Here is a 12,185-nt window from a genome sequence, read left to right on the forward strand (position 1 = left end):
CCGGGGCCCCTTACACCCCCGCGGCGTCGCGCAGCGCCTGCCGCGCCCGCCCGTAGCGGGCCAGCACGGCGTCGGCCGGCGTCACCACGTACTCCCGGCCGACCGCGCCCACCGCGGCGACGAGCCGCCGCTCGGCCCGGCTTCGGGCCCGGCGGGCCGCCCACCGCACCACGGGCCGGGTCAGCGCCGCCAGGAGCAACCCGGCGAGCAGGCCGCCGAGCAGCAGCACGGTCGGCAGCGGGACCACGCCGACGCGCGGGGGCTCCAGGGGCGGCAGGCCGAGCGCGCGCAGCGCGTAGCCGAACGCCAGCCAGCCGAGGCCGGCCACGGCCGCGACGGTGACCAGCCACTGCAACCCGCCGACGATGCGCCACCAGGCGGGCCGGCGGTCCATTCCCAGGTCGGTGCCGGCCACGGCCCGGTCCAGCGCGTCCGGCAGGTCGCCGAGCCGGGAGCGGGCGGCGGCGCTCACCGCGCCCGCCCACGGAGCGGGCAGACCCGCGCCGGCCCGGTCGGCCACCGCCCGGACGGCCAGCCCGAGCGCCGAGCGCTGCGCGGCGGTCGGATCGGGTACGGAGGTCGCGGCCACCAGGCTCTCCGCCGGGTCGCCCGGCTCGGCGTCGGCGGTCGGGCCGGGCAGGTGCAGCCGGCGCAGCGGGTCGGGGCGTAGCCGCCGCCAGCCCCGCACCAGCGGCCAGCCGGTCGCCCCGGCGGCCCGGTGCCGGTAGGCCGCCTCGACCGCGTCCGCCACCGCCGGCACGCCGGACGCCCCGGCCAGCGCCCGGTCCAGGCCGGCAACCGTGTCGGCGGCCGACCCGGCGGCGGGCGCCTCGGCGGCGACCAGCTCGTCCAGGCCGGCGACGACGTCGGCAACGTCGCCCGCGAGGCGGCGCAGCGCGGCCTGCCGCTCGGCGACCGTACGCTCCAGCGCCCCCCGCAGCTCGACGATCCCGGACGGGTCGACGGCGGCGGTGGCCAGCAGCGGCACGCCCTCCAGCCCGTCGGCGTCGAGCAGCCGGCGCAGGTCGGCCAGGACCCGGGGCAGCTCGGCGGGGGGCAGCCGGTCGGCCTGGTTGAGCACGACCAGCGTCACGTCCCGGTGCCGGTGGAACTCGCGCAGGTAGCTGGTGTGGATCACCCGGTCGGCGTACTTCTGCGGGTCGACCACCCAGACCACCAGGTCGACCAGGCCGAGCAGCCGGTCCACCTCCAGCCGGTGCGACCACTGCACCGAGTCGAAGTCGGGCAGGTCGAGCAGGACCAGCCCGTGCAGGTCGCGCTCGTCGTCGCCGTCGAGCACGCTCTCCCGGACGAACCGGTGCCGGGGCAGCACGCCGATCCAGTCGAGCAGCTGGTTGGCCCCGTCGAGCGGGCCCCAGACGCAGGCGTGCGCCACGCCGGTGGTGGGGCGACGCACCCCGACCGGGGACAGGTCCAGCCGGGCGAGCGCGTTGAACAGGCTCGACTTGCCGCTGCCGGTGGACCCGGCGAGGGCCACGACGGTGTGGTCCCGGGACAGCGCGAGCCGGGTGCCGGCCCGCTCGACCAGGGTGTGCGCCGGCACCAACCGGGTGTCCGGCAGTTGGCCGTCCGCCGCGTCGAGGAACCGGCGGACCGCGTCCAGGCGGGCGGCGAGCGCGTCCGCGTCGACCCGCTGGTCGCCCCGGAACGCCTCGCGCATCCGGCCGACGATGCCGGTCATGAGCTCCCGTCCTCCTTCGGCAGCGGCAGGGGCGCCGCGTCCGACCCGGTCAGGCCGCTGTGCTGCCGGGCCGCCTCGACCCGCTCGGCCGTCGCTCGCAGCGTCTCGCCGGTGCCCGCCGCCGGGCGGGCCTCGTCCGTCCGGGCGAGGAAGCGGGCGGCGTCGGCGTGCAGCAGGTCCCGGACCCGCTCCAGCAGGTCACCCCGGGCCTTACTGGCCAGCGTACGCACGGCCTGGTCGCCGAAGATCGCCTGGAGCACCGCCTGCGCGGCGACCGTGGTGCCGGCCCCGGTGGCCACCTCCAGCCCCGTCGGGATGAACGCGGTCGAGGCGAACACGGCGATCATCACGGCCAGCCCGGTGGCGTTCACCGCGTACGCGGCCGTCCGGGCCACGAACCGGCGGTCGCCGCCCTCGGCCCGGACCAGCTCCAGCACCCCGCGCTGCCAGTCGCGGACCAGCCGCTCGGCGCGCTCGGGGAAGTCCTCGGCAGGGTGCGCGAGCGCCGGGTCGAGCAGCGCCGCGCCGGCCGGATGCGCCCGCCACCCGGTGTACGCGTTCTCGGCCGCCTCGGCGGCGACCCCGCGCAGCAGCGTGACGAGCTGGGACTCGATGGCGGTGCGCAGCTCGGCCGCGGGCGCCGGTCGGCCGGTCACCGCCGCCACCACCCGGTCCCGCAGCCGGCCGATCCGCGCCTCCAGGGTGCGGAAGAACTCCCCGGTGCCGACGAACTCCTGCCACCGGGCGAGCACCTCGCCGCGCAGCAGGCGGCCGTCCGAGAGCCCCTGCTCGACGGTCCGCTCCGCCCCCCGGTACGCGGCCCGAACCCGCTCGTCGAGGGCCTCCGCGGCGGTCTCCTGCTCGTCGGCGGCCTCGGCCAGCCCCGCGACGGCGGGGCGCAGGGCGGCCAGCGCCCCGTCGAGGGTCTGCCGGACGACGGCCGCCCGGGCCTCGGCGTCGGCGGCCAGCTCGGCGAACCAGGCGCTCAGCGGCGCGGTGACCTTCTCGGGGAGCAGACCCTGCCCGTCGACGCACGTCTCGGGCAGGACGAACAGCGGGGCCGCGCCGAGGCCCTGGGCGGTGAGCATCTCCGCCAGGTGGGCGGCGACCTCGTCGGCCGCCTCGGCGGGCACCCGGTCGAGCACCATGGCGATCACCACGCCGCGGGCGCGGGCGGTGTGCAGCAGCTCCCAGGGGACGGCGTCGGCGTACCGGGCGGCGGTGGTGACGAAGAGCCAGAGGTCGGCGGCGGCCAGCAGTTGACCGGCGAGCGCCCGGTTGGCGTCGACCACCGAGTCGATGTCGGGGGCGTCGAGGAACGCCAGGCCGGGGGGCAGCGCCGGGGCGGTGACCAGGTGCAGGGTGCCCGGGTCCTCGCTGGGCTCGTTGGTGCGGGTGAGGCCGGGCAGCAGCTCGCCCTGGCGGAACCAGGCGGAGTCGGCGGGGCTGCACACCAGCACCGGGGAGCGGGTGGTCGGCCGGAGCACGCCGGCGGCGCTGACCCGGGCCTGGACCAGGCTGTTGACCAGCGTCGACTTGCCGGCCCCGGTGGAGCCGCCGACCACCACCAGCAGCGGCGCGTCGAGCCGGGCCAGCCGGGGCAGCAGGTAGTCGTCGAGCTGGGCGGTGAGGGCCGCGCCGGCCTGCCGGGCCGGCTCGGCCGAGGGCAGGGCGAGCGGGAACCGGGCCGCGCCGATCGCGGCCCGCAGGCCGGCGAGCGCGGCGGGCAGGCCGTCTCCGGGGGGACCGGACGAATCCTCCCCGGCGTCCCCAGCGCCGGTACGGGCGGCGACGGCGGGCGCACCGGTACGGGCGGTGGGATCCCCCTGCGTCGTCACCGCTAAAGCGTGCCCGACCGACGCAAGTGAAGACAACCGGACTGGCCGTGGCGTGAACTTGCGTCGGGTCCGCTCAACCCGACTTGACGATCGGCGTGGGCGTGGCACTATTGAGTCCGGTTCACTCAACTTGAGGCGAGTGCATGAAGGGTGGCCCCCGCCACCTGGGCCAACGTAAGAAGCGAGGAAGCGAACATGGCACGTGCGGTCGGTATGGACCTCGGCACGACGAACTCCTGCGTCAGCGTTCTCGAGGGCGGTGAGCCCACCGTCATCGCGAACGCTGAGGGCTCGCGGACGACCCCGTCGATCGTCGCGTTCGCCCGCAATGGCGAGGTGCTCGTCGGTGAGGTCGCCAAGCGCCAGGCGGTGACGAACCCGGACCGGACGATCCGGTCGGTCAAGCGGGAGATCGGCACCAACTGGACCGTCGACATCGACGGCAAGAAGTACACCCCGCAGGAGATCTCGGCGCGCACGCTGATGAAGCTCAAGCGGGACGCCGAGGCGTACCTGGGCGAGCAGATCACCGACGCGGTGATCACCGTCCCCGCCTACTTCAACGACGGCCAGCGGCAGGCCACCAAGGAGGCCGGCGAGATCGCCGGCTTCAACGTGCTGCGGATCGTGAACGAGCCGACCGCGGCCGCCCTGGCGTACGGGTTGGACAAGGGCTCCAAGGAGCAGACCGTCCTGGTCTTCGACCTCGGCGGCGGCACCTTCGACGTGTCGCTGCTGGAGTTGGCCGAGGGCGTCATCGAGGTCAAGTCGACCAGCGGTGACAACCACCTCGGCGGCGACGACTGGGACCAGCGGATCATCGACCACCTGGTGAAGACCTTCCGGGGCGAGCACGGCATCGACCTGGGTCAGGACAAGATGGCCCTCCAGCGGCTCCGCGAGGCGGCCGAGAAGGCCAAGATCGAGCTGTCGGCGGCCACCACCACCAACATCAACCTGCCGTACATCACCGCCGGCGCCGCCGGCCCGCTGCACCTCGACGTGACCCTGAGCCGCGCGGAGTTCCAGCGGATGACGCAGGACCTGCTGGACCGCTGCAAGGGCCCGTTCGAGCAGGCCGTGAAGGACGCCGGGATCAAGGTCTCCGACGTCGACCACGTCATCCTGGTCGGCGGCTCGACCCGGATGCCGGCCGTGACCGACCTGGTCAAGCAGCTCACCGGCAAGGAGCCCAACAAGGGCGTCAACCCGGACGAGGTCGTCGCCGTCGGCGCCGCCCTGCAGGCCGGCGTGCTCAAGGGCGAGGTCAAGGACGTCCTGCTGCTCGACGTGACCCCGCTGAGCCTGGGCATCGAGACCAAGGGCGGCATCTTCACCAAGCTCATCGAGCGCAACACCACCATCCCGACCAAGCGCTCCGAAATCTTCACCACGGCGGACGAGAACCAGCCGTCGGTGCTGATCCAGGTGTTCCAGGGCGAGCGGGACATCGCGGCCTACAACAAGAAGCTCGGCACCTTCGAGCTGACCGGCCTGCCCCCGGCCCCGCGCGGCGTGCCGCAGATCGAGGTCACGTTCGACATCGACGCCAACGGCATCGTGAACGTGCACGCCAAGGACATGGGCACCGGCAAGGAGCAGAAGATGACGATCACCGGCGGCTCCTCGCTGCCGAAGGACGACATCGAGCGGATGCGCCGGGACGCCGAGGAGCACGCGGAGGAGGACAAGCGCCGCCGCGAGGAGGCCGAGACCCGCAACCTGGCCGAGGCGCTCCAGTGGCAGACCGAGAAGTTCCTCGCCGAGAGCGGCGACAAGCTGCCCGGCGAGAACCGGGACCAGCTCAACGAGGCCCTCGGCGAGCTGCGCTCCGCGCTCGGCGGCCAGGACATCGAGAAGATCAAGGCGGCCCACGAGAAGCTGGCGCAGGTCTCCCAGCAGGCCGGTTCGCTGCTCTACGCGTCCCAGCAGGCCGAGCAGGGTCAGCAGCCGGGTGCGGCCGGCCGGGCGCCGGCGCGACCGGCGGCGCGCAGGCCGGCGGTGCCGACGACGTGGTCGACGCGGAGATCGTGGACGAGGACAAGAAGTGACGATCCGCCTCGGACGCGCCCGCGGAAGGGATGAGGTGACCGCATGACGGAGAAGCCACGAGCCGCCGACCCGGGCTCCGGGTCGGCGCCGGGTGGCTCCGCGGCCGCCGGGCAGGCCGGCGGCGAAGAGCCGCGGGTCGTCATCCGTGACAATCGCAAGATCAAGTCGGACGGTCCCGCCGCCACCGACGCCGGGGCGGACGTCCCGGCGGAGGGCCTCGTGGAGGAGGCCGAGGTCGTGGTCGACGAGATCAAGGTCGAGTCCACGTCCGTGGAGGGGCCGCCCGTGGTCGACGCCCCGGCCGAGCCGGCCGAGGGCGAGGGCGCTCCGGCCGTCGGCGGGCCGCTCGGCGCCGAGCTGGAGGCGCTGCGGGCCGAGCTCGACGAGCGGACCCGGGACCTGCAGCGGGTGTCGGCGGAGTACGCCAACTACCGCAAGCGGGTGGACCGGGACCGCAGCCTGGTCCAGGAGCAGGCGACCGGCTCGGTGCTGGCCGCGCTGCTGCCGATCCTGGACGACCTCGACCGGGCCCGCGAGCACGGCGACCTGGTGGGGCCGTTCGGCACGGTGGCCGAGCAGCTCACCACGGCGCTCGGCAAGTTCGGCCTGACGGCGTTCGGCGAGCAGGGCGACCCGTTCGACCCGACGCGCCACGAGGCGGTGGCCCACCAGACCTCCGCCGACGTGACCGAGCCGACCTGCGTGCAGGTCATGCGCCGGGGCTACCAGCTCGGCGAGCGGCTGCTGCGACCCGCCATGGTCGCGGTCGCCGACCCGGAGTAAGTGCCGACCCGTGACGTCCCGTCCGCCCCCGCCGGGCGGGCGGGACGACCGGGGTCCGGCCCGTGGAAGGGGGTGGACCGGTGAGTTCCAAGGACTGGCTCGAGAAGGACTACTACGCCACGCTGGGCGTGCAGAAGTCCGCCTCCTCGGACGAGATCAAGAAGTCGTACCGGAAGCTGGCCCGGGAGTCGCACCCGGACCACAACCCCGGCGACCCGAAGGCCGAGGAGCGGTTCAAGGTCGTCTCCGAGGCGTACGCGGTGCTCGGCGACGAGGCCAAGCGCCGCGAGTACGACGAGATGCGCTCGCTGTTCGGCTCGGGCGCGTTCCGGCGCAACGCCCGCGGCGCCGGCGGGCAGCCGTTCGACGTGTCCGACCTGTTCGGCGGCGGGGCCGGCGGCGGCCGCTTCGGTGGCGGTGGTGGTGGCGGCTTCCAGGACCTGTTCAGCTCGATCTTCTCGGGCGGCGGACCCGGCGGCCCGTCCCGCCCGCGCGGCCCGGCCCGGGGCCGGGACGTCGAGACGGAGGTCGCGCTCGACTTCGGTGACGCCGTACGCGGCGTGACCCTTCCGCTGACCCTGCGCGCCCCCGGCATCTGCGACACCTGCCACGGCAGCGGGGCCAAGCCCGGCACCCAGCCCGTGACCTGCCAGGTCTGCCACGGCGCCGGGATGACTACCCGCAACCAGGGGTCGTTCAGCTTCTCCGAGCCGTGCCGCAACTGCCAGGGCGTGGGCACGATCGTCGAGGAGAAGTGCCCGGAGTGCCAGGGCACCGGCGGGGTCACCAAGACCCGCACGCTGAACGTCCGCTTCCCCGCCGGGGTGGCCGACGGTCAGCGGATCCGGCTTGCCGGTCGGGGTGAGCCGGGCGAACGCGGCGGACCGGCAGGCGACCTGTTCGTACAGGTGAAGGTCCGCCCGGACGAGCTGTTCGGGCGTACCGGGGACGACCTGACGCTGACCGTGCCGGTCACCTTCGCCGAGGCCGTGCTCGGCGCCGACCTGCGGGTGCCCACCCTCGACGGCGCGGTGACCCTGCGGGTGCCGCCGGGCACGCCGAGCGGGCGGGTGCTGCGGGCCCGGGGCAAGGGCGTGGTGCGCAAGGACGGCCAGGCCGGCGACCTGCTGGTCACCCTCGACGTGGTGGTCCCCGCGCGGGTGTCCGACGAGGCGCGGGCGGCGCTGGAGGCGTTCGCCGAGCAGACGCCGCCGGCGGGCCGGGAACATCTCGACGCGCGGGTGCGTCGGATCAGTTGAGTTCGCTGGAGTGCGTGCGGAGGTGAGCGGGGATGTCGGGGAACTTCGTCGGCTCGGATGACCCTGCCTACGAGGCCAAGGTGCTGATGATCTCGGTCGCGGCGCGGATGGCGGGAATGCACCCCCAGACGCTGCGCCAGTACGACCGGCTCGGGCTGGTGCAGCCCGGGCGGACCGCCGGCGGCGGGCGGCGCTACAGCGTCCGGGACGTGGTGCTGCTGCGCGAGGTGCAGCGGCTCAGCCAGGACGACGGCATCAACCTGGCCGGGGTCAAGCGCATCATCGGCCTGGAGCGCCTGCTGGAGGAGGCACAGCAGCGCATCGCGCGGCTGGAGGCGGAACTGGACGCCGCGTACCGGCGGGTGGCCGAGCTGGAGTCGCTGGCCCGGTTCCCCGGCCGCGACCTGGTGCCCACCAACCGCACCACCACCGCCCTGGTGGTCTGGCGTCCCCGGCGCGGCGGCGAGCGCGACCGCTGACCGTCCCGCCACTGCTTCCGGCCGCACGCCGGCCCGGCCCGCTTCCCCGGAATCCCGGCGCGGGCCGGGCCGGTTTCGTTAGCCTCTGAACCAAGGTGCCGTCGGCGTGACACGGACCTGTCGCACCGGCGGATCGACCGCACCGGCGAGGGAGAGCCATGTCGGAACCGAGCAAGGAGAAGGTGGCGCAGCAGGCGGAGGAACGACTCGACCAGATCAGCGAGTCGGTCCGGCAGAGGTTCGACGAGATCACCGAACGACGGTTCAACGACAAGATGAGCGACAACCGGTTCGCCGAGAAGATCAAGAATGGCCTCTTCGCCGGCCAGGCCGACCACGGGGCCGACAAGGCGCGAATCGACGCGCGGCGGCGCCAGGAGCAAGTCCGGCAGGGCGGATCGGCCGCCTGACGGTCGGTACGCCGACGTGCGGGCCGGGACCCACGGGGGGTCCCGGCTCGTTCGTCGTCGGGATGCGGGTGAATCGCCGCGCCCGGGCCGGATGACCCACTCCGTATCGCCGACATCGGGGCCTCCGGAGGGCTCGGATATCCCCATGTCGCCGCCATGGAGTCGCTGACTGTGGGACGGGCCACAGCCAGGGCGCGGACCCACCTCGTACGTCCTTCTTGTCCTGCTGGCCGACTTGCTGGCCTGACAGCCCGGATCACACGTCAGCCGGCCCGAATGGTCGAGCCGCCCGGGCGGCCCACTCTGGCAGCATGCCTCCGGCGTGCCGGTTTGCGCGCGACCGGTGGGAGGTGCGACGTGGACGGAGCGACTGGGCAGCGGATCGGTGCGCTCGGGGTCCGCGTACTCGGACCCGTCGAGGTGCGCGTCGGGAACCTGCCGCTCGATCTCGGCGCCGCCCAGCTGCGAACGCTGCTCGCCGCCCTGCTGCTCGACCTCAACCGGGTGGTGCCCGCCGCGGCCCTCGTCGACCGGCTGTGGGCCGACAAGCCGGTGGCGAGCGCCCGGGGCAGCCTCCAGGCGTACGTCTCCCGGCTGCGCCGACTGTTCGACCAGGCCGGCGTACCGGCCGCCGAGGTTCTCGCCACCCGGCCGTCCGGTTACCTGCTGGCCATACCCGAGGCCGCTGTCGACGTGACCGGCTTCGAGCGGGCCGTACGCGCCGCCCACGAGCTGCGCGCCGCCGGCCGGTTCGCCGACGCCCGGCAGACCCTCGACAATGGACTCGCCCTGTGGCGGGGCCCGGCCTACGCCGACATCTCCGTGCCCGCCGTACGCGCGGAGGCGGTGCGCCTGGACGAGGGGCGCTGGTCCGCCCGGGAGTTGGCGGCCGAACTCGACCTCGCCCTCGGCCGGCATGCGCGGCTCGCCGACGAACTGCTCGCCGCCGTGGCCGGGGCTCCCCTGCGGGAGCGGCTGCGCGGCGCGCTCATGCTCGCGCTGTACCGGAGCGGCCGGCAGGCCGACGCGCTCGCGGTCTACGTCGAGGGTCGCACGCTGCTCGCCGACGAGCTCGGCGTCGACCCGGGCCGGGAGTTGCAGCAACTGTACGAACGGATGCTCCGCCAGGACCCGGCACTCGACCTGCCGGTCGCCGCCGTCACCGCGGCTTCGGTCCCCGTTCCGCGCCCCGCCGCGCCGGCCCGGCAGACCCCCGCAACGCCGGCCAGGGCTTCCGTGGTGGGGCGCGACGAGGAACTGGCCCGCCTCGACGCCGCGCTCGCCGCCGCCCGGACCGGCGTCACCACCGTGGTGACGCTGACCGGTGAGGCCGGCATCGGCAAGACCCGGTTGGCCGAGGAGGCCGCGGCACGCGCCGCCGCGGCCGGCGCCCTGGTGGTGTGGGGCCGCTGCTGGGAACACGAGGGCGCGCCGGACCTGTGGCCGTGGACGCAGGCGCTGCGCGAGATCGTCGAGGACGGCCCGGACGGGCGGGAGCTGCTGTCCGGTCGGGCCGCCCCGGTGGCGCTGCTGCTGCCGGAACCGGACAGCCGCGGCGCGAGCCTCGACACGACCAGCCCGGCCCAGGCCCGCGCCCAGCTCGTCGACGCCGTCGTGGCGCTGCTCGCCGCAGCGGCCCGCAGCCGGCCGCTGCTCGTCGTGCTCGAGGATCTGCACTGGGCCGACCAGGAGTCGTTGCACCTGCTCGAACTTGTCGCCGCTCACCTGCGCGACGCGCCCGTCGCCATCGTGGCCACGGTACGGCTGCCCAACGACGTCACCGAGGACCCGAGCGGGCACCTGCTCGCGGGTCTCGCCCGGATCGGCGCTCACCGGGTCACCCTCCACGGCCTCGGCGTCGACGACGTACGCACGTACATCACCGAGACCACCGGCCGGCCCGTGTCGCCGGAGGTGGCGAGCGCGGTGGCGGCGCGTACGGACGGCAACCCCTTCTTCATCACGCAGGTGGTGCGCCTCGGCGGCCCGGACGCGGTCCTCGACGGCCGCGTCGTGCCCCGGGGAGTCCGGGAGGCGGTGGCCCGGCGATTGCGCCGGGTCGAGCCGGCGGACCGGGCGGTGCTGGAGGCGGCCGCCGTGGCCGGGCGGGTCTTCGACCTGCCGCTGCTGGAGGCGGTCTCCGGGGTACCCGCGCCGACCATCGACGCCGCCGTGGACCGGGCCCTGCGCTCGGGCCTGCTCGGCGAGGAGCAGGCGGCGGTGCCGCGGTTCCGCTTCGCGCACGCGCTGGTCCAGGAGACGCTGCTCGCCGAGGTGCCCCGGGCCCGCCGCGCCCGGCTGCACGACCGCGCCGCCGCCGCGATCGAGGCCCGGTACCCGGACAGCCTGCCGGAGCACGCGGCCGTGCTCGCCCACCACCTGGCCGCCAGCGGCAGCGACCCGCAGCGGTGCGTCGCGTACACGCTGCTTGCCGCCGAGCACGCCCGCGGTCGCTGGGCCTTCGACGAGGCGGAGCGCCACCTGCGGGCCGCGCTGGACCGGATCGTCCTGGTGCCCGGCCAACCGGGCCGGGAACTGGAGTTGCGGGCCCGGACCGCCCTCGGTTCCCTGCTCACCCTCTCCCTGGGCTACGACGCGCCGGCCGTCGCCGAGCAGCGCCGCCTCGCGCTCGCGCTCTCCCGCGCGGCGGGCTCGGTGGACGACCTGCTCTCGGCGCTCTGGGGAATCTGGGGAACCGCGCTGGTCAGCGGGCGGATCGGGGACGCCGACCTGGCGGTGGCGGAGCTGGACCTGGCCGCCGCCGAGCGCGACGACGCCATGCTGCGCATCGCCGCGCTGCACGCCAGGGGGCAGGTCCGCTGGCACCAGGGCCGGCTCGCCGAGGCACGGGCGGAACTGGAGGCGTGCGTGCCGCTCGCCGACCGGCACGCCGCGGCCGTCCGGCTGGACATCTTCCTCCAGCACCCGGCCGCCACGAGCCGGGGCTGGCTCTCCATCGTGCTGGCGATGCTCGGCCTGCCCGACGAGTCGGCGCGGACGGCCGCGGCGGCCCGCCGCCGCGGCGAGGAGCTGGGTGATCCGTACACGAAGGCGTACCTGCAGGTGCTGGAGTCCTGGCGGCGGCTGTGGCTCGACGACGCGGCGGGGGCGTTCGACGCCGCGGCCGAGGGCCTCGCGATCTGCCGGGAACGGGGCTTCGCCCAGCTCGAAGCGTTCTCCCTGGGGCCGCTCGGCTGGGGTCGCGTCCGCGGTGGCGACCCGGCCGGGATCGACGAGATCCGCGCCGCGGTCGAGGTGTTCGCCGGCGCCGGCGCGATGTTCAGCCACCTGCTGCTCGGCGTGCTCGGCGAGTTGGAACTGCTCGCCGGCCGCCCCGAGCAGGCGCTGGCCGCGATCGACCGGGGCATCGCCGCGTCGGACCGTAACGGCGAGGAGTTCTTCCTGGTCGAGCTGTACCGGCTGCGCGCCCGGACGCTCGAACGGCTGGGCGACCGCGAGGCGGCGTCGGCGGCGGTGCGGCGCGGGCTGGAGATCGGCCAGCAGCAGGGCGCGGCCCTCTTCGTGGACCGGCTGCGCGGCCCCCGTCCGCTGTACTCGGTGGACCGGCCCGCCTGAGGGCACGGCGAGACGCATGGTTCGGCGCTAGCGCCGCGCAAGCGTGCCGCAAGCGCCGGCTGACAGGGTCCGCATGTTGCCTCACC

7 protein-coding genes and 1 pseudogene are annotated in these 12,185 nt (G+C 75.1%); 6 read left to right on the forward strand and 2 right to left on the reverse strand.

All coding sequences use genetic code 11. From position 1 onward, the window contains the following. Positions 1-10: 10 nt before the first annotated feature. The gene (locus JD77_RS12680) at positions 11-1,702 is read right to left on the reverse strand and encodes a GTPase (protein WP_145774580.1); all 1,692 of its coding nucleotides are present in this window, start codon (positions 1,700-1,702) and stop codon (positions 11-13) included. After that, positions 1,699-3,540 (reverse strand): GTPase domain-containing protein, encoded by a 1,842-nt coding sequence (locus JD77_RS12685; RefSeq protein WP_145774581.1) that lies wholly within the window; start codon positions 3,538-3,540, stop codon positions 1,699-1,701. Before JD77_RS12685 ends, JD77_RS12680 begins: the two co-directional genes overlap by 4 nt. A 195-nt stretch (positions 3,541-3,735) precedes the next feature. On the opposite strand from JD77_RS12685, the pseudogene dnaK reads away from it, so the two are divergent. The 6 genes and pseudogenes from dnaK (at position 3,736) to JD77_RS12715 (ending at position 12,099) form a co-directional block, all read left to right on the forward strand. After that, positions 3,736-5,591 (forward strand): annotated as a pseudogene (dnaK, locus tag JD77_RS12690) (molecular chaperone DnaK). Positions 5,592-5,634: 43 nt separating this feature from the next. Continuing rightward, complete coding sequence (gene grpE / locus JD77_RS12695; protein WP_145774582.1) at positions 5,635-6,375, forward strand: nucleotide exchange factor GrpE; 741 nt, start codon at positions 5,635-5,637, stop codon at positions 6,373-6,375. Between the two features lie 80 nt (positions 6,376-6,455). Further along, positions 6,456-7,634, forward strand: a complete 1,179-nt coding sequence (dnaJ, locus tag JD77_RS12700) for a molecular chaperone DnaJ (protein ID WP_145774583.1) — start codon at positions 6,456-6,458, stop codon at positions 7,632-7,634. 32 nt (positions 7,635-7,666) lie between these two features. Continuing rightward, the gene (locus JD77_RS12705) at positions 7,667-8,113 is read left to right on the forward strand and encodes a heat shock protein transcriptional repressor HspR (RefSeq protein ID WP_145774584.1); all 447 of its coding nucleotides are present in this window, start codon (positions 7,667-7,669) and stop codon (positions 8,111-8,113) included. A gap of 158 nt (positions 8,114-8,271) precedes the next feature. After that, positions 8,272-8,523, forward strand: coding sequence for a hypothetical protein (locus tag JD77_RS12710; RefSeq protein WP_145774585.1), 252 nt, complete (start codon positions 8,272-8,274; stop codon positions 8,521-8,523). A 357-nt stretch (positions 8,524-8,880) separates the two neighbouring features. Next, positions 8,881-12,099 carry an ATP-binding protein gene (locus JD77_RS12715; protein WP_170286436.1) on the forward strand — a complete coding sequence of 1,073 codons (3,219 nt, stop codon included), beginning with the start codon at positions 8,881-8,883 and terminating at the stop codon, positions 12,097-12,099. Positions 12,100-12,185 lie beyond the last annotated feature (86 nt).

Source organism: Micromonospora olivasterospora (assembly GCF_007830265.1).
Lineage (GTDB): Bacteria > Actinomycetota > Actinomycetes > Mycobacteriales > Micromonosporaceae > Micromonospora > Micromonospora olivasterospora.

Coding starts and splice junctions, on each gene's coding strand:
- JD77_RS12680 (WP_145774580.1), bottom strand. CDS start 1,702: ATGACCGGCATCGTCGGCCGGATGCGCGAGGCGTTCCGGGGCGACCAG.
- grpE (WP_145774582.1), top strand. CDS start 5,635: ATGACGGAGAAGCCACGAGCCGCCGACCCGGGCTCCGGGTCGGCGCCG.
- JD77_RS12705 (WP_145774584.1), top strand. CDS start 7,667: ATGTCGGGGAACTTCGTCGGCTCGGATGACCCTGCCTACGAGGCCAAG.
- JD77_RS12710 (WP_145774585.1), top strand. CDS start 8,272: ATGTCGGAACCGAGCAAGGAGAAGGTGGCGCAGCAGGCGGAGGAACGA.